The organism is Synechocystis sp. LKSZ1 (assembly GCF_040436315.1).
Classification (GTDB): domain Bacteria; phylum Cyanobacteriota; class Cyanobacteriia; order Cyanobacteriales; family Microcystaceae; genus Synechocystis.
In genome coordinates this window covers 2,750,771-2,773,587 of sequence record NZ_AP031572.1, presented here as the reverse complement: position 1 = coordinate 2,773,587, position 22,817 = coordinate 2,750,771, and the positions used below count along the sequence as shown (strand labels likewise).

Here is a 22,817-nt window from a genome sequence, read left to right as displayed (position 1 = left end):
ATCTAGGCGAATGATTTAGGCACTGACATGCCCCCAGGCCTGATCATCCGCCAATTCTAGGGTATCGCCGAGGGACTGGCCGGTATGATAGGCCGCTAAGAGCACAGGGCAGGTTTTCCCCCAGGCCAAGTTGCCCTGCTGGTCTAGGGCAATGGCGGCTAGATCAGTACTATGGGCCTGGGCTTCTGTAATAGATTTGGTCATGGCCTGCTGGAGGGACAAACCATCCCCGACCCGAATCACAATCTTGGCCGCTAAACACTCGTTGATAATATCTTCGCCAACGCCGGTGCAACTCACCCCAGCTTGGGCAGTGGCATAATTACCGGCTGGCATCGCCGAATCACTCACCCGACCAATCCGTTCTAACCCTTTGCCGCCGGTAGAGGTTCCCGCCGCAATCCGTCCTTCTCGATCCAAGGCGACTACACCAATCGTTCCCTTGCGAGCCTCCGTATCGGCAGGTTCTGCAATCAACCGGGCCATTTTTTTCTGAAAATTATCCTTGCGTTCCTCTAGCCATTCCTGGATGCGAAAATCTGTTAGAGGATCGTAGCAGGGAATTTGTAATTCGCGGGCCAATTCCAAGGCCCCGTAGTCCGACAAAATCCGGTCGGTTTCCTGCTGAAGAAAGTGGGCTAGGTGAATGGGGTTCTTGACCCGAGAGACATTGATTACACCACTAAAGTTCTGCCGTTGGCCATCCATCAACGAAGCACTCATGCGCACTTGACCATCGGATTGCAACACAGAACCCGTTCCGGCATTAAAGCGAGGCTCATTTTCCAGTAACTCGCAACCGAGGCGCACAGCTTCCACGGCGGTCAGATCCTGATTCAGGGCCTGATACACTTCCATAACAATCTGATGGAGGGATTGTCGAACCAGGGCTAGGCCCCCTTTGTCGTCGAGGGAACTAGCGCCACCGTGGATAATCAGTTTGGGTTGCATAGGTTCGGTTAGGGGTAAAGTCTACTCTTTATCAAAGCACATGCGGTTCTTGCAGAATCAGGGATTTCCGGGCATCACCCAAATTAATGCCAGCTCCAAAAATAGGGTTTCCGGCTCCTAAAACTATTCTCCCTTGGGATGAAATTGCGCTAGTCCATCCGCCAACATTGCCAAACATACCCCCAGTCGCGGTGAAATCCAAGGAAAATTAAGCGGGTTGATTGGCTTGAACGCCTGGTCTTGACGGGGTCATACCAGTCCCCAAAAGTCCGTAATATAAGGTCGTCCTAAAAGACAAGGTTTCAGACCCAGTCTTTCGACGATTGGCTACGATATTTTGCGATACCCTCGACAACACTTCAATTTGCTACTGCGTCGCTGATCTGCTATGACCGATTCTCCCCCCGACCCTAAACTACTCCTGGAGCCAACCGCTAAAGCACCTGTGATCCTTCCAGAAGCACCCTCTGCCTTGTTTTCTGTTCTTGTCCGCCAAAACTTCAGGGCCTCGAACCCGGTTTTTCCCCTAGGGGCTGTCAGCCTGATGGTGCTAGGTCTGATCTGGCACTGGGCCTGGTTGGGAGTGATGGGAGCCTTGCTGGCCCTAATATTTTCGTTGCAGGTGATTTTGCCTTCGGTGCAATCTTGGATTCAGCGCTACCTGACGCCTCAGGAACGTCGCTCCTTGATCGGAATTCTGGCCTTTTTTGCGGCCCTGGCTGGATTGGCCAATTATTTAGGGGTTTATCGCCTGATTCAACACTGGTTGACTAATTTTAAATACGACGAATTTGGTTCCTGGGCCGAATGGGTGGGGGCCCTGGGCCAGATCATGATCGCCTTGCTAGCGGTCTACGTGGCCTGGCAACAGTACGTCATTTCTAAAGATCTAACCATTCAACAGAACCGCATTACCCAACAGCAGACCATTGATGCCTATTTCCAAGGTGTTTCTGACCTGGCCTTAAATGAAGAAGGGATGCTCGAAGACTGGCCCCAGGAGCGGGCCTTTGCCGAAGGTCGTACCGCTGCCATTTTGGCCAGTGTAGATGCAGCAGGGAAGGCTAAAATTCTGCGGTTTTTGTCCCAATCCCGTTTGCTGACGCCTCTAAAACGAGACTACTACCTCGGCCGACCGATCTTTGATGGGTTAGGAGGCTACCAGGAAGACCGACACCACGGCATTCGGGTGATTAATTTGAGCGTGATGCTGGTAGCAGCGGAGTTGGCCGGCCAAGACCTGCGTTGGGTGGATCTCAGTGAAATTTACCTCATTCGAGCCAACCTCCAGGATACCGATCTAGCCAAGGCCAATTTATCTCGTTCTGTTCTCTACGAAGCTGATCTCCAGAGGGCTGACCTTAAGGGGACACGATTATTCTACGGATCGGCCCAAATGGCTTCCCCCCGCAGTCGTCACCATACCGCCAACTACGAAACCGGTGAGTTTACCGGGGCAGTGGTGGAAAAAGCAGACTTTACCGACGTGAAAAACCTCAGTGAAGACCAGCGCTACTATTGCTGTGCCTGGGGCGGCGAAGCCACCCGTGAAACGATTCCTGGCGGCTGTGCCGGCATTCCTAATAAATTGGCCCAATCAGAGTCTCACCAAGCGTAGCAAGTGCTGCTTCAGGGTTTCCAATCCCAGGCGTTTACTAGCAGAAATAAAGACCGCCTGGGGATAAAGCTGTTGCGCTTCCGCCAGGGCTTCACTGGACACTTGGTCAATTTTATTGAAAGCAATCAACATCGGGCCGGTACTGATGGGCATTTGCTGAAGAATCGTATCTACGGATTCTAACTGTCGTTTCCAGGCCGGATGGGACAGATCGACGAGTTGGAGCAGGGCATCGGCCTCCGTGACTTCTTCTAACGTGGCCCGAAAGGCATCCACCAGGGCCGGGGGTAACTCGTGGATAAAGCCTACCGTATCCGTGAGCAAGAGCGTCTGGGACAATTGGCCCTGGGAATCCAGCACTGTCAGACGGCGGGTAGTGGGGTCGAGGGTCGCAAAGAGTTGGTCGGCAATGTAAACGTCTGCCTGAGTTAGGGCGTTAATTAAAGTCGATTTTCCTGCATTGGTATAGCCCACAATGGCCACGCTGGGAATGGCTTGTTTTTGTCGTTTTTGGCGTAAACGAGCCCGATGATTCTGGAGTTGATTGACTTCCTGCTGGAGACGAGTAATCCGTTTTTGAATGGCCCGGCGCTCCGTTTCCAACTTGGTTTCCCCTGGCCCTCGGGTGCCAATGCCGCCCCCCAAACGCGACATGGCTTTACCCCGCCCCGTCAGGCGCGGCATCATGTATTCCAATTGGGCCAGTTCCACCTGCAACTTACCGGCTTGGGATTGGGCCCGCTGGGCAAAAATGTCGAGAATGACCTCTGTCCGGTCAATCACCCGTACCCCTAAACGAACCTCTAAATTACGAATCTGAGAAGCCGAAAGATCCCGATTGAAAACGACTAAATTAGCTCTGGTGGTTTGCACCGTGAGGGCAATTTCTTCTACCTTGCCGGCCCCAATCACCGTTTGGGGATGGGGACTCGACCGCTTTTGGCGCACAATTTCTAGCACCTTTCCCCCCGCCGTATCCACGAGACGCTCTAGCTCTACCAAGCCTTCCTCAAAGAGGAGATCCGGCCCAGAGTCCGTTTGCAGGCCAACGATCAAGACCCGATCCTGGCCCGCTTCCACCTGCCGGGCAATGAACTCCCGTTGAAACTCCGCTTCCAGGCTTTCTACCAGGTCTAGCACGCTTTCTTGGCTTATTTTCTCTATTCCCAGGGGGCCAGTTACCTGCCAGTGGGCCGTAACCGCTTCCTCCTCTGACATTTGGGGTAGGAGATTAGCCAGATAAGCCGAGTCTACATAGCCCGCCATGCCTCCCCCGCGACGCATAAAGCCACTGCCCGTCACCAGTAAGACAATCAAGGCATCCAGCCGTTGCAGGGCCATGGCCGTTAAGCTGGATTCCGTTGGGGGTTCCGCCGACAAACTCGTCGTAATACAGCGAATCCCTGAGAGACGTTCCGCCCCGTAGCGCGGCAACTCAAGGAGCGGAATTTGGGTCTGACGCGGGGTGCCGACCCCTACCCGGATCACCTGGCCCCGACGATTCACATAAACAGAGACGGGTTGGTTGAGTTCGGTACTAATGGCCCCCAGGCGCTGGGCCAGTTCCCCCGTAGCCAGGCAATGGCCGGGTAAGCGTTGATGGTACAGGCGCTGGAGTTGTCTAACTTGACTGGATTTGAGGCCCTGGAGATTGCCGAAAATTGTATCGATAAGCGTTTCCTAAATGAGTACTTTTCCCATCTTAAGATCCCCGCTTGCGCCCTTGGCCTGTCAATTACATAACCAAAACTTATCTTAGCAATCAACAAAAACATCATTAAAACTTCTTTACAAAGCTTTACAAAGGGTGAGGAAATCCGTAATATAGGAGGTGTCAAACGCAATCCGCACCTTGACAAATTCATAACAGGAATTATAAAACCATGACCACTACCCTACAACAGCGCGAGAGCGCTTCTCTGTGGGAACAGTTCTGTCAGTGGGTCACCAGCACCAACAACCGCATCTACGTCGGTTGGTTCGGTACTCTGATGATCCCCACGCTGCTAACTGCTACCACCTGCTTCATCATTGCCTTCATCGCCGCTCCTCCCGTTGACATCGACGGTATCCGTGAGCCCGTTGCTGGTTCTCTGCTCTACGGTAACAACATCATCTCTGGTGCTGTTGTGCCTTCCTCCAATGCGATTGGTCTGCACTTCTACCCCATCTGGGAAGCTGCTTCCCTCGATGAGTGGCTCTACAACGGTGGTCCCTACCAGTTGGTTGTTTTCCACTTCCTCATTGGCGTTTTCTGCTACATGGGTCGTCAGTGGGAACTCTCCTACCGCTTAGGCATGCGTCCTTGGATCTGCGTGGCTTACTCTGCCCCCGTATCCGCCGCTACCGCTGTGTTCTTGATCTACCCCATTGGTCAAGGTTCCTTCTCCGATGGTATGCCCCTGGGTATCTCTGGTACCTTCAACTTCATGATCGTGTTCCAAGCTGAGCACAACATCCTGATGCACCCCTTCCACATGCTGGGAGTTGCGGGTGTATTCGGTGGTTCTCTGTTCTCTGCCATGCACGGTTCTTTGGTGACCTCCTCCTTGGTGCGTGAAACCACCGAAGTTGAGTCTCAGAACTATGGCTACAAATTCGGTCAAGAAGAAGAAACCTACAACATCGTTGCAGCCCACGGCTACTTCGGTCGTTTGATTTTCCAATACGCTTCCTTCAACAACAGCCGTTCTCTGCACTTCTTCTTGGGTGCTTGGCCGGTAATTGGTATCTGGTTCACGGCGATGGGTGTAAGCACCATGGCCTTCAACCTGAACGGCTTCAACTTCAACCAGTCTATCCTTGACTCTCAAGGTCGTGTGATCAGCACCTGGGCTGATGTACTGAACCGTGCCAACATTGGTTTTGAAGTAATGCACGAGCGCAATGCTCACAACTTCCCCCTAGACCTCGCTTCTGGCGACCAAGCTCCGGTAGCTCTGACCGCCCCTGCGATTCATGGTTAATTCCTGAGATGGAACTAACAATTGAATAAGTAATTCACTCAAAGGCGTCTTCTAACAATGGGAGGCGCTTTTGCGTTGGCTAGCTGTAAGAAATCCTTTTATAGCTGTTTAGATTGACAATAATACGGCTCGACTGACTGAAATCCTTTGCCAGCAAGCTTTTCCTTGTTCGTGATTGTCCCATAATCAACTAAATCAGCTATATAGCCAATTCAAATAAGAATGGGACACTAACTGGCACAATATTCACGGATGATTTCGTCAATACTTTTCTCTCCATTGGCATTGATTCTTGCTCTCTTCAACGCCCCAAAGTCATGTTCAATGTCATTTAAATCAGGTGAGTATGTCGGCAGAAATAATACCTTGTGCCCGGCTTCCTCTACTAACTGTCTTATTGTATTCTTTCGGTGAATTGGTGCATTATCCATTATTAAGACTGATAGCCCTTTTAAATCTGGTAACAAATGATATTTTAACCATCCCTCAAACCCTTCTGCATTTAGACTCCCCATAAATAACATTGGCGCTATAAAGTCTTTTACTCCTTTTCTTCTTCCTGCCACTAAATTTTCTTTCTTTCCTCTTCTACCCTGCTTTTCTCCATAGATTCTTTTCCCTCTTTTTGACCATCCATATATCGATGATACAAACTCCTCAAACCCCGCTTCATCTATAAACACCAGGCTTGCAATACCGTAAATCTTCACCAACTCTCTTAGCTCTCTATAGTATTTTGCTCTTTCACCGTGATTTCTTTCTTGATAGCGAAGTTGTTTTTTTTTGCGTGATTTTCATCTTCTTAAATCTGTAGCACAGAGAACTTGAAGTAACACCGAATTTCTGGGCTCGTTCCTTCAAGGGGATGTCGGGATTTTTCTTTACATCTTCTTCGAGTTCTTTAATGTCTACTTTTTTCTTACGATGCTCTACCTTGGTGGGAGCAAGGTCTTCCCTATCAAGCCATCGATAAATGCTAGATCTGCCGACCTTGAATATTTGCGCCGCTTTTGTTACACTACCACCAGCTTCGATAAAGTTAATGACCTTTTGTCGCGAATCAAGGCTGTGAGCCATAATCAGTTTTTTCCGAAAGGAGTCCAGCAGTCATTGTAACGGAATTTCATAACCAACTGTCCCACTCTTAATCGAATTGGCTATAAATTTCAATTCCCGCCTCGGCAAATAATGCATGTTGTCTATCCCATTTTGCTTGGGCCCGTAATACCAAATCTTCAAAACCCAGCACAGATAACGCCTCTAGTATCGATGCCCTTCCTGTGATTGAGGCTATCGTCTCCTTCATTAAAACCAGTAATTGCTCCCACAATAACTCCCTCAGCTCATCTAATGTTTTAGGACTCTTCCAGTGCAATTCATCTAAGGTTTTAGGACTCTTCCAGTGCAATCTTTTTTTCAGGTATTGCCACACTTGCTCTATCGGATTACTTTCTGGGCAATGGGCCGATTGAAACATCAAGATGATATTCTTTGGCACTCGCAATCTCTTGATCATGGCCTTACGGCTGATGGGCAAGATAAGAGTCGCAATCGATGCGGCAGTCAAGAATTGTGTAAATTGGCGACACGGCAGGGAAGACAACATTATGCGAGAGTCCTAGGCCTGGGTTATGGCAAAAAAGTGAGTGCTTTGGGGAGTCAATACCTTAAATTTACCGAAAAAAACGAAACTGTAATAAATAGAGTAAATTTCATCGATTTTTATATATATTTAATGTTTTGAATATACTGTCTTTTATTATAACAATAACGATCAACTATTGTACTAAATAAAACACTAATTAGAGGGATTGGTCAACATATTTTCCAAAGAAATGCGTTGATAGCCTGCATCAGATGGCGATACAACCGAAATAAAAATGAGTGGTTCGTCACCATTGTTAAATACGCCATGCACACATCCGGTATAAGCAACGACCACATCACCGGCAACGATCGACTGCTTAGTACCTGCTTTATCCAGATAATATTCTCCTTTCCCTTGCAAAATAGTCCAGGTATCTTGCCCCTGGGGGTGGATATGGGGATAGATTTCCTGTCCTGGTTTGATGTACCAAACGATAACCGCAGCATCTATAGATTCAGTGATGACTGACCGAATCGGTTCTGCGTCTGTCGGTTGAACGAATTTAGCATTGCTGAATATTCTGTTCATGGTCAATCTTGACTTTCTATTACAACTCAAAATAGAGAGTGAAAATCAAGAATAGACTAATTTAAAAAAGTTTGTTGTCTTGCTGACAACATTTTAGCAACTTGAGTCTAAACAACTCTGAGCGATTTACTTCCACTACCTCTATACAAGCAATAAAAGCCATAAAACAACTCTGCCAATGCCTCATGCGCTAGTATGTTCGATGTATCGGATCATGCCAAGCACAGATATAGCTCAGCGTTCTTCGCTAACAGATAGTAAGTCACATTAACAAAATTGTCTTTTAGTTTTTTAGTTGAACATCGTGTTATCCAGCAAATACATGTTCGCCCTATATTAACTATTTTATTTATTCAGTATCCATTCATTCTTGACGTAGATAATGCCGATTTTGTATTGCTTCTATGATTAATCGTTTAACTTCATCCATGATTTTGAATGTCGCTTCTCTGAGAGCCAAGTATTCATCTAAATTAATACCTGAAGATGATTCACCATGTGCAATCTTATTTCGGTAATTAAGAAGACGATGAATTTCTCCTTCAACATTACTTAACTGGTCGTGTGAAAAACCAAGACGATATAAAATTTTACGAAGAACTACAGGTTTTAAATTAGCTTCAGCATTAACTACCCTTTCGGGTATTTGTACCGGCCTATTGTCAAAGCTAGTAGTCTGCTCTATAAATTCACGGTCTCTTGCAAACAGATGGAGTTCTGCATCATCCGGTAAAGTCCGCTGAAATTCTGGGCACTTTTTCTCTGGATTTCGTAAGGTGTTAAATAAATCTGACAGTGATGCAGCAGCAATAGCGTAGTTTGCTTCACCACCAGAAATATTGAATGGTTTATTTGAACCACCAAGGAATAGACACAACGATTCTGTAAAAGCCCAGATTCAACAATTTACCACTAACTCTCTTAGCCAGTGTACATAACTTATTTTTTCACACATAAATGCCTGTAAATACCGTAGCTTATCTAATAAAGATTCCCCAAACTCTTTCGGAATTCTTACCAATCTCAACATTAAATATCCAATCAGGCAACTATAAATCTGAATCTCTATTCCGTTTGTATTTTTAGTGATTAGCCTGTCCAACTTTAAGTGCATTTTTAAGAACTTCCATAATAGTTCTATTTGCCAACGCAATCGATAAAACTCAGCTATCTCTTCATTACTTATTCCTCCCTCTCCCTCTTCTGGTAAATTTGTTGCCAACCTAAACTCTGTTCTTTCTTCTCTATCACTAAATACTACTACTCTTCCTTCTAGCTTTTCCTTCCCACTTCCTATTTCATACTTTCCATTTTCCAGCATATTTAAGCTTATATTGTTCTTTGTTCTTAACACAAAGTAACGCTCTTTCTCTTCTTGCAGTTTTGCTATTCTTGCTAGACTACAAAATCCTCTATCCATTATCCCAACTCCATTCTCTGGCGTTGCTTCTATCGTTTCATTCCCATATTTACTATCATGCCCTTGACCAAAATTAATTACTATTCCTCCTGGGGCTCCTGTGTCTAAATTAATCCCACTAAATAGTTTTACCTGATGATGTCCTTGTCTCCATAATAATTTGCTCGTTAACGATATCACTGTTGAGTCCAGTGGAAACAAAACCAGTTCCCTTTTTTCTGGTTCTCGAGAGACTTCTACTTCTTTTTTTAGCTTTTTTAATATTTCTTTAAAAACCTTTGGGTTTCGCTTTTTACTTGCTTTTGAGAAGGTCGATATATCTACTGACTCTCCTCTCGCGTTTAATCTCTTGAATTGACTTCTCATGCTTGTTTGGCTTTGGTCTAGCACGAAACTTAGCCAAATTGAGACAAACTTAAAGGTGTCCAGTTCTGGATAATCCTTTTTGGGCAAGTGACCCAGATGCTTTTGCACAACTTGAGGAAAGTTTGATATAATCATATTCAGTTATTTTGATTTTGTGCCCCTAATTATACAAGTTTAGGGGCTTTACCTTTTTGATTTTCTTCTAACATTCAACACTTCTGCTTCACCACATCTTATATTTGCAGAATTAACATTATTCACATAAAGAATAAAGACGAATTTGCAGAAGCCTTCAAAGTGAGCATATAAAAGCAAAATGAGAGCCCTTCGAAAGTGATCTTGTTTTTCGGGAGCAACGAATGTTGACTGATTTTGGAAAAATCTAATTTCATCCTGTCGCCAAGCCTGTTCCGCTTCTATCTCGGCCCAAACATCTGAAATATTCATATTGCACTTTGAATTCTATCTTTAACGAAGTCAATTCGATCACGAAGAAGGCCTCTTGAATTTTTTCCTCCACCCGTTGTCATTCGAACAAATTGCTCATCACACTTTATTGATCTAAAAGTGTTCTCCAAATTCTCTATCATTACATCATTACTAGGATCAAGTTGTTCTAAATATGGCTGGAGCCCAATAGTAAATGCCTCAAAATGATATACTGCGAAACCTCGTGTCAATGTTTCTCGTGCGCGATTTGCCGCCGCAAAAGCATATTCGCCAAGAGTTTTTTGAAAAATCAGGAACGTTTTACAGAAAATGTCTTTTTCCTGCTCATAGTTAAAAGACAACCGTTTCTCCAAGTCTGGCTCAGAAACAGCCTCCATATATTCAGTGAGAAAATCTGCTACGTCATGCTCAAATTTATCACGATAATTTTTGAGCGCGAAAAACCTTAGCACCAGTTCCTGATCATATGCTTCCAGAACCCTCTCTTGGTTTAGACTCATTATACACTCTCGAAATGCAGCTTCTTTACTCAAATTAATAATAAAATCATTGAATGTTGGATCAAGTAGGCGAATAGTACAATTACGAAGTTGTTGATGGGTTAGCAGTAAACCACCAGTATTTAAGCGTTTAAACATGTGATACCTGAACTTGGGATCACTACCTTTTCTTACGACTTCAACTCGTACAAAAGCACGTTTAAGCCTTATTTGTAGGGCCGTCCCCAAGTGGTCAAAAGTCTTTCCATTTAACTCTTGAACGATATCACACTCTCTTAGTATGAGTTTTTCACCACGATGTATTGGCGGATCCAGATGTTCTGCTTCTAGCTCACCTCGAAGATGTAAATACGAGGATATTCTTTGAAGCCCATCTATAAGCATATATTTACCATCACTCTCCTCAATAACATATATTGGGGGTACTGGCATTTCTAGTAAAAGTGACTCAATAAAACGAGAACGAGCACCTTCAGACCATTGAAATAATCGCTGATAGTCAGGATTTATATTTAGTTCACCGCTCTTATACATATCTAGTAATTCGTTAAAAGATATGTCAAGACTTTGAGTATGGACTTTCTTAATTTGATTGTCAACTGCATTAATTAGCTCAACTATTCTTGATTCTTGAGTATCTAGTGATGTCATATAAAACCTCAATAAACTAAGTTTTTGAAAAACAGAGTACACTCTCAGTTATTAATTTGTTTTTTCTATACTTACTTGATCTTGAATTAATATCTGCCATTGTTCTCGTTTTGTTAAAATTAACCCTTCGCTCTAGTTTTAAATTGTGGTTGCTTGCCATTTCGATAAATATCTGGGGTAAATCATTGTGTATATTTTTATAATATGAATCCTGAACAACAATAATACATGATCCGCTTGAGTGCAGTATTCGGCTAAGCTCTGAAAACGATATGTGTATTGCATTAAAGTACTGAGTATGATTTTTGTAATAGTATGTCTTTGACGCTTTTGATTCATGCTTTATGAGCTCTTGAAGAAATAAATTGCATGTCTTACCCCATGAAAGTAGTGGAGTAATAGATTTTTGTGGGACTGTTGAGGTACCGATTAGCTTTCTGCGGAGATTTTGAAAATCGTTATTCAAGCCGTACCCAAGCAAAGCAAGTTCTGGCATAGTTGCTACTGCATAATCAATGCGAGTGCAATATGGAGGCGATGATAAAATAAAATCAACAGATTCATCAGAAATAGGTAAGGCTTCAGACGAAGCTACCTCAATTGATGCCTTTCCCAAAAAGCTTTGATTATTAAAATCTTCATTTTCAATAGCTTGTATCATCCTTTGAACTTCTGTGCCAAATTTATTAATGATTACTTCTGAACTTGGCTGAATTCTAGACGACAGATCTTTGGGTTTCTTTACCCAAGTTGGATTAGACGCAATGAAATCATCAACTAAACTACGAATGGAACGAAAAAGAGCAGTATAGAAAAAAGAAGCAATATCTGACAGTGTGTTAAAGTCATTGCGAGTTCTTAGCATTTGATAATTATTACTATCAACAAGAAGAATTTGTAAAGCTTTCTCTATTCTACGTACTATTGCTACACTATCAGGCATTATCCATATACATAATGGATCTTCATTACTAGCAACTGTTAACTTGTCTTTCAAGGCTTTGCTCATAATATCTACAGCAATAGGCCACAAGCTGCTTTTATCTCTTATATTGAGCATACTCGCCTTTGCCGCAACGACCATAACTGGATTAAGATCATAGCCTTGCGTGCAATAGCCAAGCTTGGCAGCTGTGGTTGTTGTTGTTCCACTTCCATTCCAAGGATCAACAATTATTGCTTCTTTTGGTACACTTCTCGAAGTAAGGATTGTATGTATGAAGGATGGTGAGAAGCCAGCATAGTAAGGATATATGTTGGTGCGTCCAACAAGAGCCTTAGCATCTCGTTTCGGATTTTGGATGACAAGATTGTCAATTAAAGTATTCATATCAAGCTATATAATAGATGGGTTTGTAAGAGTAAAAACCAAACCACTTGACTATCTAAACCCTAGATTTGATGTTGCTTTTGTGCCTAATTAGAATTGGACTACTCCTCTACCCTGAATGGATAGCTTACCTGTGGATTATACAGAAACATTCGTCGTGATTGCCTCTATTATCATGATCTTTAATTAACGTTCACAGGCTATCTCCGATAGACATATCGTACAAACTAGCTCACCGAAATACACAGTTAATTTAGCGAGCTTAGCGATTAACCATAAGTCTCTAATTCCCTAATAAAACAGGCCAAGCTCTTCGTACAAGCTTGGCCGATGTCATTAAGCCCCCAAGGGCCTGATTTTTCCAGATTTTAAGAGCTAGCCTTAGGCCGCCTTCAGGGAGTCTTCCAGGGTCTGCCAGCGAAATTGTCGGTCGCCGCCCATTTCGATCACGACTTTGAGTTTGGGTTCCTGCTGGGTAAGGTTAACCAGGTATTGCAGTTCCGCCGTGGAAAGCACATAGCCTTCGAGAATCCAAAGAACCAAGCCTTTCGATTGGGGCGAGAGGTTTTCCAATTGATAGCCAGCAATGGGAGGCACAAAATAAACTGGGCCGACGGCGGCCTCTAGGCCAATGTTTTTCTTGCCCAGGTGGGGAGGACGAACCCCATGGGTACCCATCAGGTATGCACTGAGATCTCCCAGGCCCCGAGCCGTTAACGAGAGGGTGGTGTAGCCATTGGCCCGGAGACGACGTTGATAGCGGCCTTCGTAACCGCCTTCTAGGGGCGCATAGACACTCAACGCCCCGGCTTGTTCTAGGGCCTTTAAAAATCCTTTTCCGGTCGTCAGTAATGGCATAGGGCTTTTGTCTAGAAAGGATAAATCTGACCCTGATTATAGGGTAAACTCAGGCAACAGCAAAGCAGGGGCCGTAATTGATGAAGCCTTTATTTATTGTCCTGGAGGGCATAGATGGTTCCGGGAAAACGACCCAAGCGGACTATTTAAAAACCTATTTTGAGGGCCAGGGCCAGGCCGCGCTGGTGAGTCCAGAGCCTTCATCGGGGCCCATTGGTCAGTTGATTCGTCAGGTATTGGCGGCGAATATCTTGCCTTTTGCCACGGCCCAAGAATTTGAACAGCAGATGGGCTATCTGTTTGCGGCGGATCGCTATTACCATCTCTACAACGCCCAGGACGGCATCCTCCCGGCCCGTGACCAGCAGGGTTGCCACATTATTACCCCCCGTTACTATTTTTCTTCCTTTGCCTACAATGCCCACCGGCCCGAAGATTGGCAGTTTATTGAGCGCTTAAACCAGGATTTTCCCCCGCCGGATGCCTTGATTTATCTCGATTTGCCCGTGGAACAGGCCCTGCAACGCCTGGGGGCCCGCCAACAGCGGGAATGCTACGAAAAAGAAGACAAATTAAGGGAAGTCAGCCGAAACTACCAGCGTTTGTTAGAGAACTATTCCCATCCTTTGCTTTGTTTAGCGGCCAACCAATCCCCAGAGGCCCTGCACCAACAAATTGTGGCGTTTTTACAGCAATTTTAAAGGCCCTAGAGACCTAGACGGGCCTTGTTTTTAGCCTTGCTAGAAGACAACAGCCAAATCGTACCGGACACAATAGAAGGGGCCAGGACAAAAACCGTTGCGGTCAGAATCGGATGGAGTCGGGCTTCGGGAAAGGCAAACATTGTAGCCAACATCAGGCCACAGTAGCCGGCTCCCAGCAGGGGTACCCCAACCACCAGCAGAGCAAAGCGCGTATCTTTATCCATGGGAGAACCTCTAGTCAATCTTTCTTTATTCTAGAAAACCGGGAGAGAAGCGAGCCTTTTCTCTGTGGGCATCAGGTGACTTGACCAAAAATATCCAGTTGTTCGGCTTGGAGGGGGGGCAGTCCTTTCGTTGCACTGTCCTGGACTTTGGTTTTGGTGGGATTACTTTTGCGCAGACCGACGGCGATCTTACTGTGCTTTTCGATTTGGCCCATCACTTGGCGGGCCCGTTGGATAACGGATTTGGGTAGGCCGGCTAAGCGGCCCGCTTCGATACCGTAGGATTTATCCGCACCGCCGGGTTGGACTTGGTGCAGGAAAACAATGTCGTTGGGGAGTTCTTGCACAGTGACTTGGTAATTGGCCACGTTGTCCAGGATAGAAGCCAGTTCATTCAGTTCATGGTAGTGGGTGGCAAAAATGGTTCGAGCCTTGATGGCTGTCGCCAGATATTCCGCCACTGACCAGGCAATGGCCAGACCATCAAAGGTGGCAGTTCCCCGGCCAATTTCATCCAAGAGCACTAGGGATTGGGGGGTGGCATGGTTCAAAATATTGGCGGTTTCGTTCATTTCCACCATAAAAGTGGATTGTCCCGTGGCCAAGTCATCCACTGCCCCTACCCGCGTAAAAATGCGGTCGCAGATACTGAGGCGGGCCGACCGGGCCGGTACAAAACTGCCAGTTTGGGCCATCAGTTGAATCAGGCCAACTTGGCGCAGGTAACAGCTTTTGCCGCTGGCATTAGGGCCCGTCAAGATAATCAGGTCGGGGTGGGATTCCAGGGCCTGTGAGCCGAGATGGGTGTCATTGGCCACAAAGAAACCGGCCCCGAGAATTTGCTCTACGACAGGATGGCGACCCGCAACAATTTCCAGGCCCTGGTCTGCACTGATCTCAGGACAACAATAGCCCTGGAAGATGGCCACGTCCGCTAGGCCAGATAGAACATCCAGGGCTGCTACCGCCTTGGCCACTTCCCGAATGGGTTGAACCTTTTCCGCAACCTTATCGCGAATTTCCACGAAAATTTCGTACTCTAGTTGGTTGAGGTCATCCTGGGCCGTCAGAATGCGGCTCTCCCGTTCCTTAAGCTCCGGTGTAATGTAGCGTTCTTCGTTGACCAGGGTTTGCTTGCGGATGTAGTTGTCGGGTACCTGCTCGGCCTTACTGCGGGGCAGGCTGAGATAATAGCCAAAGGTTTTGTTGTAGCCCACCTTGAGGTTACTAATGCCGGTACGCTGTCGTTCCGTCACTTCTAGATTGGCTAACCATTGATTATCATCTTCAATCCGTTGACGCATCTGGTCTAGGGCCTCGTTGACACCGGGCCGAATCACACCGCCTTCCTTGAGGTGCAGGGGAGGATTTTCGACGAGATTGGCAATGACATAGCGTCCCAATTCCTCCAAGTCAGGAGGAATATTGTGCAGGGCCCGCAGGTAGGGGGATTGGCCCTGACTGGCCAGGTGAGCCAGATCCGTGAGGCGGACAAGGGAGGTGGCCAGGCCCAACACATCCCGCGCATTGGCACTACCGGCCCCGACCCGCCCACTGAGGCGTTCCAGGTCATAGATCTGACGGAGCACTTGCCGCAGGTCTTGGCGTAGGGGTGATTGTTCGATTAATTCCTGAATGGTTTGTTGCCGGGCCCGGATGCCCTTGGGGTCGAGTAGGGGTTGCAGGAGCCAGCGCCGTAGGGCCCGTCCCCCCATGGAGGTACAGGTGCGATCCAAGGCCCAGAGGAGGGAACCGTAAAAACTGCCTTCGCGCACCGTCTGGTGAATTTCGAGGTTACGCCGACTTTGGTGGTCTAGCACCATGAAGTCCGTCAGGTTATAGGTTTTGAGGGGTTGCAGGGGAACAAGATTCGCCTTTTGGGTTTCTTCGATGTATTCCAGCAGGCCCCCAGCGGCCCGGATCGCCAACGGCAGGCCCTCACAGCCCAGGCCCTCTAGGGAGCGAATCCGAAAGATGGTCAAGAGTTTCTGTTTAGCCTCAATGACATCAAAGGGTTTGGGGGAGCGGAGGGAATAGCAAAAGCCCGTCGGTAGGCCCTGGGGTAAATGGGGGGAACTTTCCCCTGGTCGGAGTAGGCCCCGCACATCCGGGGCACTAGTAGGAACCAACACCTCGGCGGGCTGTAGCCTGAGTAATTCCAGGGCCAGGTCTTCCAAGTTAGCGGACTGGAGGGTAAAAAATTCCCCTGTAGAAATATCGGCGTAGGCCAGGCCCCAATTGGCCCCGGTGATCACCACCGCTGCCAAAAAATTATTGCGTCGGGGGGGCAACATACTATCGTCAGTGAGGGTACCGGGCGTTAGCAGTTTAGTGACCTGCCGTTCCACCATGCGCTTTTCCGCCTGGGCCTCGGCCGCATCTTCCACCTGATTGCCAATGGCCAAGGCATAGCCCTTTTCCACCAACAACCGACTGTAACGTTCTAGAGCGTGGTGGGGAACTCCCGTCATGGCCACCCGGCCAATTTCCTTGCCCCCTTCCTTACTGGTCAAGACCAGTTCTAATTCCTGGGAAATAATCACCGCGTCCTGGAAAAAGCATTCGTAAAAATCCCCAACCCGGTAGAACAACAGGGCCCCAGGATTCTGTTCCTTGGCTTCGATGTAGTGCTGAAACAGGGGTGTTAACTTGGCGCGGTCTAGGGGACGATAATCACGATGGGGATTTTTATTGGTGGCAGGGCCGGAAAACTCCAAGGCCGCAGGGTCAGGGGTCATGGCGTACAAAACCGAAAGGAAGCGGTTTCCAATTTTAGCGCTATCCTTGGAACCGCGAGTCTAGAGTGCACTTTCCCCGACTAAAGGCCAACTATTCACGGTCACAGTGAGTCTCCGGGCCAGAATTTTCAGGATTTGTTAACACCAGCAGGGCAGAGCACTGAAAAACCCGGAAATAACATCTCAAGTTAGTTGCAATTCAACCGTCTGGGTCATCACTTCAGCGTACAATCAGCTAGGCTTAGACGGTAACGACACGACGGACTGCCAAGCCGCTGGATTTTTTGGTTTTAAGGACCTACTCCCATGGAAAAAACTCCCTTGCCCACTGCTTCCCTCACTGAACCCGCCACCATCCAGATCGAAGATGACCGGACAGGGATGAGTATTGCCACCCTTAAGCGTGCTTTCCTCGACAACTTGTTTTATCTTCAAGGCATTGACCGCTCCCAGGCCACTCTCTACGACTACTACATCGCCCTGGCCTACACGGTTCGTGACCGCTTACTCCACCGCTTTCTCCAAACTGTTGCCACCTATAAGCAAGAAAAGGTGAAGGTCGTTTGCTACCTCTCCGCAGAATTTTTAATGGGCCGCCATTTAGGCAATAACCTGATCAATCTGGGCCTCTACGACAAAGTAGAGCAAGTGCTGAGTGAACTCGGTCTCGACCTGGGGGAAATTATTGAGCAAGAACCTGACCCCGGCCTGGGTAATGGCGGTCTGGGGCGTTTAGCGGCCTGTTTTCTGGATTCTCTGGCTAGCCTAGAAGTCCCGGCCATTGGCTACGGCATTCGCTACGAATTTGGCATTTTTCACCAACGCATCCAGGATGGTTGGCAGGTAGAAGTACCCGACAATTGGCTCCGCTTTGGTAATCCCTGGGAACTGCCCCGCCCCGATGAATCAGTGGAAGTCAAGCTCGGGGGTCATACGGAAATTGCCCACAATGAAAAGGGCCATCCCAAGGTGGTCTGGATTCCGGAACGCACCATTCTAGCTATTCCCTACGATACACCTGTTCCTGGGTATCAAACCAATACCGTCAATCCCCTGCGTCTCTGGAAAGCGGAAGCTAGTGAAGAATTTAACTTTGAAGCCTTTAACGCTGGTCTCTACGACCGTGCCGTGGCCGAAAAAATGGATGCCGAGACCATTTCCAAGGTGCTCTATCCCAACGACAACACCCCGGCTGGGCGGGAACTAAGACTGGCCCAGCAATATTTCTTTGTCGCCGCCTCCCTCCAGGATCTGATCCGCATTCACCTGCGTACCCACGACAATCTAGATGACTTCCACGAAAAAGCGGCCATCCAACTCAACGACACCCATCCAGCAGTGGCCATTGCGGAACTGATGCGCCTGCTGGTGGATCAGTACAACTACGATTGGAATATTGCCTGGGGCATTACCCAAAAAACCTTTGCCTATACCAATCACACCCTGATGCCCGAGGCCCTGGAGCGCTGGTCGGTGGAGTTGTTTGAGAAACTCCTGCCCCGCCATTTGGAAATTATTTACGAAATCAACCACCGCTTCCTCGAAGACCTGCAAACCTGGTTCCCAGGCAACGATCATTTGGTGCAGAGCCTATCCTTGATCGAAGAAAACCACGGCAAACAGATTCGCATGGCCAACCTGGCCTGTGTGGGCAGTCATGCCATTAACGGCGTGGCGGCCCTGCATACGGAACTGCTGAAAAAAGATACCCTGCGGGACTTTGCTAGTCTCTGGCCGCAGAAATTCTTCAATAAGACCAATGGGGTGACACCCCGGCGCTGGATTTTACTGAGTAATCCCCAACTGTCGGCCCTGGTAACGGAGAAAATTGGCGATGGTTGGCTCAAAAATCTGGATGAGATGCGCAAACTGGAGGCTTTTTTAGAGGATGAGGCTTTTTGTCAGCGCTGGCACGAAATCAAGCAAGACAACAAGCGGAGCCTCGCGGCCTACCTGCTCAAGTACCGCAACATTGAGATGGATATTAATTCCCTGTTTGATGTCCAGGTCAAACGGATTCATGAGTACAAGCGTCAACACTTAGCAGTCCTGGACATCGTCACCCTCTACAACCGCATCAAGCAAGATCCCCAGGCCCACGTCGTTCCTCGGACGTTTATTTTCGGCGGTAAGGCCGCACCGGGTTACTTCATGGCTAAGCTGATCATTAAGTTGATCAATGCTGTGGCGGAAGTGGTCAACAAAGACCCCGATGTGCGGGGCCGGCTCAAGGTCGTCTTCCTGCCCAACTTTAATGTCTCCCTGGGCCAACGCATCTATCCCGCCGCCGACCTCTCGGAGCAAATCTCCACCGCTGGCAAGGAGGCCTCGGGGACGGGCAATATGAAATTTGCCATGAACGGGGCCCTGACCATTGGTACGCTAGACGGTGCGAATATCGAAATCCGGGAAGAAGCCGGGCCAGAAAACTTTTTCCTCTTTGGTCTGACTGCTGAGGAAGTCTATCGGCTCAAAGCCGATGGCTACAATCCCCTCAGCTACTACGAAACCAATGCCGAACTCAAAGGGGTCATCGACCGCATTGCCAACGGCTACTTTTCCCACGGCGATCAGGAATTATTCCGGCCGATTATTAATTCTCTCCTCTACCACGACCCCTACATGCTCCTTGCAGACTACCAGGCCTACGTGGATTGCCAAGACCGAGTCAGCCAGACCTACCAAAACCAGGCCCTGTGGACGAAAATGTCGATCCTCAATTCAGCCCGTATGGGGAAATTTTCCTCCGACCGCACGATTCGGGAATATTGCCAGGAAATTTGGCAGGTTCAGCCCGTTAAAATTGCTTTGAATGACGATCCGGCTGAATTCAGCAGTTAAGCTAGGGATAGGGCCAGCTTTTCTGGCCCCATTATCCTCTCCATCCGTTGTCCCTGGGATGGCCCCAAAAGGAACGGATTGGTTTTGCTGACATGATTCCCTATGCTCTGGCCCTATCGCACCCCTGGTATTACAGATCATCTCTTTGAACGGTTGCCCGGTATTCCCCTGAGTAAGCGCGAAGTCAGACTCCTGTTGATTTCGGCCCTGCGCCTCAAGGCAAATTCCGTAGTCTGGGATATTGGTGCGGGTACTGGCACCATTCCCATTGAACTGGCCCTGCTCTGTCCCGATAGTAAAATTATTGCCGTCGAACGCGATGAAGAGGTGGCCAGCCTAATTCGTCGTAATTGTGAACGCTTTGGGGTGCGGAATGTCCAGGTTTATGAGGGCAGTGCGCCCACTTGCTTGGCGGAGTTGGTGCCGAGTCCCGACCGAGTCTGTATTGAGGGGGGACGGCCGATTAAAGAAATTCTGACGGAGATCTGGAAATATTTGGAGCCCGGGGGACGGGTGGTGGCCACCGCCAGTAATTTAGAGACTTTATACTTCATTTCCGAGGGCCTAGCAGAACTCCAGGCCCGTAATATCGAAGTGGTGCAGGCAGGGGTCAATCGTTTAGAGACTCGAGGCATTCATCAAACCTTTGCCGCCGTTGACCCGACCTTTATTCTCAGTGGTGAAAAACTGGCCTAGAGAGAATCGGTTCCTCGTCGCTACTCGCTAATACATCCCTATACTATAAGAATGGGTTAACATCTGGCTTGTTCACTTAACCTGGCATTAGTCTTTACGTTATCGGCCTCCACCATGTCCATCCAGCGGATTCTCAGTGCTATTGTTGCTATTCTGCTTGCTTTAACTCTGTTAATTCTGGGGGGATGGTATTTTAGTGCCGCAATTGCCCTGGTGATTTTCCTTGGCCTGCGGGAATACTTCCAACTGGTACGAGCTAAGGGAATTGCGCCAGCGGCCAAAACCACCATCGTCCTGTCCCTGCTCTTGCTCCTAAGTGCCACTCTGGCTCCCCAACTCACCGATGCCATGTTTCCTCTGACGGGGGCCTTAATCTGCTTTTACCTCCTATTCCAGCCCAAGATGGCCACCATTGCCGATATTTCCACCTCCCTGTTGGGCCTGTTTTACGGGGGTTATCTGCCTAGCTACTGGGTTCGGCTTCGTATTGGCTTTTCGAGTCTTCCCGATACCCCTTCTCCCATTCAAACCAATCTTCCCTTGATGGGCTATTGGCCAGAGTCTTGGAGTCACCCGGAATTATTTCCCTCCGGCCTAGTCGTCACCTTCCTCGCCTTTGGCTGTATCTGGGCCGCGGATATCGGCGCCTACATCATGGGCAAATGGCTAGGGCGGACTCGCCTATCGGAAATTAGTCCTAAAAAAACCGTGGAGGGAGCCCTGTGGGGAATCCTTGGGAGTATTCTGGTAGCTGGGGTCGGGGCCTGGTATCTCCACTGGCCCTATTGGCAAGGAACGGGAATTTTACTCGGGCTTTTGATTGGGGTCGTCAGCCTTTTGGGAGACCTGACAGAATCGATGATGAAACGGGATGCCGGGGTCAAGGACTCTGGGCAACTCATTCCCGGCCATGGGGGAATTCTTGACCGTACCGACAGCTACGTGTTTACCGCACCATTAGTCTACTATTTTGTCCTTTTGCTGTTACCGCTCATTCAGAGCCTTTAGCGGGAGCGCTTACGGGGACGATCTGGCCGAGGAGCCGGAGGGGGACTAGAAACCGTGGGTGGGGACTTAACTACCGGCGTAGGGGCATCGTAGTGAGGAGAGTTCTCATAAAGAATTTGCCGGCAGTTGCCCACAGTACGCATCATTTCCGCAATGTGATTTTCAAGGCGGGTTAGCACTTGGTCAGCGTATTGGTCAGCATCCCGTTGTAGTTCCTGGCATTCCCGTACGGTCTGCTGGCGGTACTGTTGGACTTCCTGGGTGGTGACCTGGCGGATTTGCTCCAATTCCCCTAGGGTTTGACGCTGGAGAGTATCGCATTCTTGTTGGGTCTGGCGTTGCAGGGCCTCACAGTCCTGGCGAATTTGGCGTTGTAGGGTGTCACACTCCTGCTGGGTCTGGCGCTGGAGCAATTCACATTCCTGTTGTACCTGTTGGCGAATTTGTTGGGCTTCCTGCTGGGCTTGCTGAATAATTCCCGATTCATCCAGGATCCGGGCTGCATCCTGCTGGGCCGATTGAACGATGTGCTGGGCATATTCTTCGGCCTGGGTCATGATGCGCTCCTCTTGGTCGAGGATAGCAAGAGCCTTTTGAATGGCATCGGGAATACTGTCGGAAACAATATCGATCTGGTCTAGAATTCTGTCTTCATCGATCACACTCCAGGCCGTTAAGGGAATCCGAAAACTGTCGTAGATCAGTTCCTGGAGCTGGGCCAATTGTTGCTGAATATCAAAGTCCCCCCCCCGGCGGCGACTATTGGCCTTGGGATCCGTGGACTCAGCGGGTGGACTCTCTCGACGTGCCATAGCAGTTAGCAATAAAAGCGAATGATGGGTAATTAACTGTAGTATAGACAGATGTCAGTAGCCACGTTTTGGGGAACCAAATGGTCGATCGGGCCGCCAAACTTCGCGATTTCTTTGACAATACTACTACTTAAAAAGCTATATTCCTTCGTCGTTGCTAAAAAAACCGTTTCAATGCCGCTCCACAGGGTTTGATTGGTATGAGCCATCTGAAGTTCCTTTTCAAAATCTGAGAGAACCCGTAGGCCCCGCAATAGAACAGTTGCTTGGCGCAATTTAGCATATTCTACGGTCAGACCCGAAAAACTATCTACTCGAATATTGGCCAAATGAGCAGTACTAATCTGAATCTGCTCTAGACGTTTCTCCACTGAAAAGAGGGGCTGTTTGCTGGGATTACAGAGGACGGCCACAATCACCTGCTCGAAGAGGCGACTACCTCGCTCAATAATATCCAGGTGTCCCAGGGTGATGGGATCGAAACTACCAGGGTAAATAGCAATCACGG

General features: G+C 48.1%; 20 protein-coding genes and 1 pseudogene. 6 read left to right on the top strand and 15 right to left on the bottom strand.

Annotation, left to right across the window (positions count from 1 at the left end; all coding sequences use genetic code 11):
• Window positions 1–15 precede the first annotated feature (15 nt).
• On the bottom strand, window positions 16–951 hold the full coding sequence (locus tag ABXS88_RS12530; protein WP_353672380.1) for an isoaspartyl peptidase/L-asparaginase: 936 nt from the start codon (window positions 949–951) through the stop codon (window positions 16–18).
• A 388-nt stretch (window positions 952–1,339) separates the two neighbouring features.
• On the opposite strand from ABXS88_RS12530, the gene ABXS88_RS12525 reads away from it, so the two are divergent.
• On the top strand, window positions 1,340–2,569 hold the full coding sequence (locus ABXS88_RS12525; RefSeq protein ID WP_353672379.1) for a pentapeptide repeat-containing protein: 1,230 nt from the start codon (window positions 1,340–1,342) through the stop codon (window positions 2,567–2,569).
• On the opposite strand, the gene hflX is transcribed toward ABXS88_RS12525, so the two are convergent.
• Window positions 2,549–4,177, bottom strand: a complete 1,629-nt coding sequence (hflX, locus tag ABXS88_RS12520) for a GTPase HflX (RefSeq protein ID WP_353674821.1) — start codon at window positions 4,175–4,177, stop codon at window positions 2,549–2,551. The two genes, ABXS88_RS12525 and hflX, sit on opposite strands and share 21 nt — an antisense overlap.
• Before the next feature lie 275 nt (window positions 4,178–4,452).
• On the opposite strand from hflX, the gene psbA reads away from it, so the two are divergent.
• The gene (gene psbA, locus ABXS88_RS12515) at window positions 4,453–5,535 is read left to right on the top strand and encodes a photosystem II q(b) protein (RefSeq protein WP_353672378.1); all 1,083 of its coding nucleotides are present in this window, start codon (window positions 4,453–4,455) and stop codon (window positions 5,533–5,535) included.
• A gap of 230 nt (window positions 5,536–5,765) precedes the next feature.
• Here psbA and ABXS88_RS12510 read toward each other — a convergent pair.
• The 9 genes and pseudogenes from ABXS88_RS12510 to ABXS88_RS12470 form a co-directional block, all read right to left on the bottom strand.
• Window positions 5,766–6,612 (bottom strand): annotated as a pseudogene (locus ABXS88_RS12510) (IS630 family transposase).
• A 67-nt stretch (window positions 6,613–6,679) separates the two neighbouring features.
• Window positions 6,680–7,141 (bottom strand): hypothetical protein, encoded by a 462-nt coding sequence (locus ABXS88_RS12505; protein ID WP_353672377.1) that lies wholly within the window; start codon window positions 7,139–7,141, stop codon window positions 6,680–6,682.
• 192 nt (window positions 7,142–7,333) lie between these two features.
• Window positions 7,334–7,711, bottom strand: a complete 378-nt coding sequence (locus ABXS88_RS12500; RefSeq protein WP_353672376.1) for a cupin domain-containing protein — start codon at window positions 7,709–7,711, stop codon at window positions 7,334–7,336.
• A gap of 364 nt (window positions 7,712–8,075) precedes the next feature.
• Complete coding sequence (locus ABXS88_RS12495) at window positions 8,076–8,588, bottom strand: MAE_28990/MAE_18760 family HEPN-like nuclease (protein WP_353672375.1); 513 nt, start codon at window positions 8,586–8,588, stop codon at window positions 8,076–8,078.
• Between the two features lie 21 nt (window positions 8,589–8,609).
• Window positions 8,610–9,629 carry an IS4 family transposase gene (locus ABXS88_RS12490; RefSeq protein WP_353674761.1) on the bottom strand — a complete coding sequence of 340 codons (1,020 nt, stop codon included), beginning with the start codon at window positions 9,627–9,629 and terminating at the stop codon, window positions 8,610–8,612.
• A 51-nt stretch (window positions 9,630–9,680) separates the two neighbouring features.
• Window positions 9,681–9,944 carry an MAE_28990/MAE_18760 family HEPN-like nuclease gene (locus ABXS88_RS12485; protein ID WP_353672374.1) on the bottom strand — a complete coding sequence of 88 codons (264 nt, stop codon included), beginning with the start codon at window positions 9,942–9,944 and terminating at the stop codon, window positions 9,681–9,683.
• A complete protein-coding gene (locus ABXS88_RS12480; RefSeq protein ID WP_353672373.1) occupies window positions 9,941–11,098 on the bottom strand; it encodes a DUF262 domain-containing protein in 1,158 nt (385 codons plus the stop codon). Before ABXS88_RS12480 ends, ABXS88_RS12485 begins: the two co-directional genes overlap by 4 nt.
• A gap of 16 nt (window positions 11,099–11,114) precedes the next feature.
• On the bottom strand, window positions 11,115–12,428 hold the full coding sequence (locus tag ABXS88_RS12475; protein WP_353672372.1) for a hypothetical protein: 1,314 nt from the start codon (window positions 12,426–12,428) through the stop codon (window positions 11,115–11,117).
• 381 nt (window positions 12,429–12,809) lie between these two features.
• Window positions 12,810–13,286 carry an NAD(P)H-quinone oxidoreductase subunit N gene (locus ABXS88_RS12470; protein ID WP_353672371.1) on the bottom strand — a complete coding sequence of 159 codons (477 nt, stop codon included), beginning with the start codon at window positions 13,284–13,286 and terminating at the stop codon, window positions 12,810–12,812.
• Between the two features lie 80 nt (window positions 13,287–13,366).
• On the opposite strand from ABXS88_RS12470, the gene tmk reads away from it, so the two are divergent.
• Window positions 13,367–13,987, top strand: coding sequence for a dTMP kinase (gene tmk / locus ABXS88_RS12465; protein ID WP_353672370.1), 621 nt, complete (start codon window positions 13,367–13,369; stop codon window positions 13,985–13,987).
• Between the two features lie 5 nt (window positions 13,988–13,992).
• Here the strand turns inward: tmk and ABXS88_RS12460 are convergent, their stop codons facing one another.
• Entirely contained in the window at window positions 13,993–14,214 is a 222-nt protein-coding gene (locus ABXS88_RS12460; protein WP_353672369.1) for a hypothetical protein, read from the bottom strand.
• Between the two features lie 71 nt (window positions 14,215–14,285).
• Window positions 14,286–16,952, bottom strand: a complete 2,667-nt coding sequence (gene mutS / locus ABXS88_RS12455; protein ID WP_353672368.1) for a DNA mismatch repair protein MutS — start codon at window positions 16,950–16,952, stop codon at window positions 14,286–14,288.
• Window positions 16,953–17,258: 306 nt separating this feature from the next.
• On the opposite strand from mutS, the gene ABXS88_RS12450 reads away from it, so the two are divergent.
• The 3 genes from ABXS88_RS12450 to ABXS88_RS12440 all read left to right on the top strand — a co-directional run bounded on the left by ABXS88_RS12450 (window position 17,259) and on the right by ABXS88_RS12440 (window position 21,497).
• Entirely contained in the window at window positions 17,259–19,793 is a 2,535-nt protein-coding gene (locus ABXS88_RS12450) for a glycogen/starch/alpha-glucan phosphorylase (RefSeq protein ID WP_353672367.1), read from the top strand.
• A gap of 102 nt (window positions 19,794–19,895) precedes the next feature.
• Window positions 19,896–20,489, top strand: coding sequence for a precorrin-6Y C5,15-methyltransferase subunit CbiT (gene cbiT / locus ABXS88_RS12445; RefSeq protein WP_353672366.1), 594 nt, complete (start codon window positions 19,896–19,898; stop codon window positions 20,487–20,489).
• Window positions 20,490–20,603: 114 nt separating this feature from the next.
• On the top strand, window positions 20,604–21,497 hold the full coding sequence (locus ABXS88_RS12440) for a phosphatidate cytidylyltransferase (RefSeq protein ID WP_353672365.1): 894 nt from the start codon (window positions 20,604–20,606) through the stop codon (window positions 21,495–21,497).
• Here the strand turns inward: ABXS88_RS12440 and ABXS88_RS12435 are convergent.
• The gene (locus ABXS88_RS12435) at window positions 21,494–22,309 is read right to left on the bottom strand and encodes a DivIVA domain-containing protein (protein WP_353672364.1); all 816 of its coding nucleotides are present in this window, start codon (window positions 22,307–22,309) and stop codon (window positions 21,494–21,496) included. The genes ABXS88_RS12440 and ABXS88_RS12435 overlap by 4 nt on opposite strands.
• 32 nt (window positions 22,310–22,341) lie before the next feature.
• On the bottom strand, window positions 22,342–22,815 hold the full coding sequence (coaD, locus tag ABXS88_RS12430) for a pantetheine-phosphate adenylyltransferase (protein ID WP_353672363.1): 474 nt from the start codon (window positions 22,813–22,815) through the stop codon (window positions 22,342–22,344).
• Between the last annotated feature and the right edge of the window lie 2 nt (window positions 22,816–22,817).

What these genes read in the sequence shown, in the direction of transcription:
- ABXS88_RS12530 (WP_353672380.1), bottom strand. Translation starts at nt 951, where the DNA reads ATGCAACCCAAACTGATTATCCACGGTGGCGCTAGTTCCCTCGACGAC.
- ABXS88_RS12525 (WP_353672379.1), top strand. Translation starts at nt 1,340, where the DNA reads ATGACCGATTCTCCCCCCGACCCTAAACTACTCCTGGAGCCAACCGCT.
- psbA (WP_353672378.1), top strand. Translation starts at nt 4,453, where the DNA reads ATGACCACTACCCTACAACAGCGCGAGAGCGCTTCTCTGTGGGAACAG.
- ABXS88_RS12505 (WP_353672377.1), bottom strand. Translation starts at nt 7,141, where the DNA reads ATGTTGTCTTCCCTGCCGTGTCGCCAATTTACACAATTCTTGACTGCC.
- ABXS88_RS12500 (WP_353672376.1), bottom strand. Translation starts at nt 7,711, where the DNA reads ATGAACAGAATATTCAGCAATGCTAAATTCGTTCAACCGACAGACGCA.
- ABXS88_RS12485 (WP_353672374.1), bottom strand. Translation starts at nt 9,944, where the DNA reads ATGAATATTTCAGATGTTTGGGCCGAGATAGAAGCGGAACAGGCTTGG.
- ABXS88_RS12480 (WP_353672373.1), bottom strand. Translation starts at nt 11,098, where the DNA reads ATGACATCACTAGATACTCAAGAATCAAGAATAGTTGAGCTAATTAAT.
- ABXS88_RS12475 (WP_353672372.1), bottom strand. Translation starts at nt 12,428, where the DNA reads ATGAATACTTTAATTGACAATCTTGTCATCCAAAATCCGAAACGAGAT.
- ABXS88_RS12470 (WP_353672371.1), bottom strand. Translation starts at nt 13,286, where the DNA reads ATGCCATTACTGACGACCGGAAAAGGATTTTTAAAGGCCCTAGAACAA.
- tmk (WP_353672370.1), top strand. Translation starts at nt 13,367, where the DNA reads ATGAAGCCTTTATTTATTGTCCTGGAGGGCATAGATGGTTCCGGGAAA.
- ABXS88_RS12460 (WP_353672369.1), bottom strand. Translation starts at nt 14,214, where the DNA reads ATGGATAAAGATACGCGCTTTGCTCTGCTGGTGGTTGGGGTACCCCTG.
- mutS (WP_353672368.1), bottom strand. Translation starts at nt 16,952, where the DNA reads ATGACCCCTGACCCTGCGGCCTTGGAGTTTTCCGGCCCTGCCACCAAT.
- ABXS88_RS12450 (WP_353672367.1), top strand. Translation starts at nt 17,259, where the DNA reads ATGGAAAAAACTCCCTTGCCCACTGCTTCCCTCACTGAACCCGCCACC.
- cbiT (WP_353672366.1), top strand. Translation starts at nt 19,896, where the DNA reads ATGCTCTGGCCCTATCGCACCCCTGGTATTACAGATCATCTCTTTGAA.
- ABXS88_RS12440 (WP_353672365.1), top strand. Translation starts at nt 20,604, where the DNA reads ATGTCCATCCAGCGGATTCTCAGTGCTATTGTTGCTATTCTGCTTGCT.
- ABXS88_RS12435 (WP_353672364.1), bottom strand. Translation starts at nt 22,309, where the DNA reads ATGGCACGTCGAGAGAGTCCACCCGCTGAGTCCACGGATCCCAAGGCC.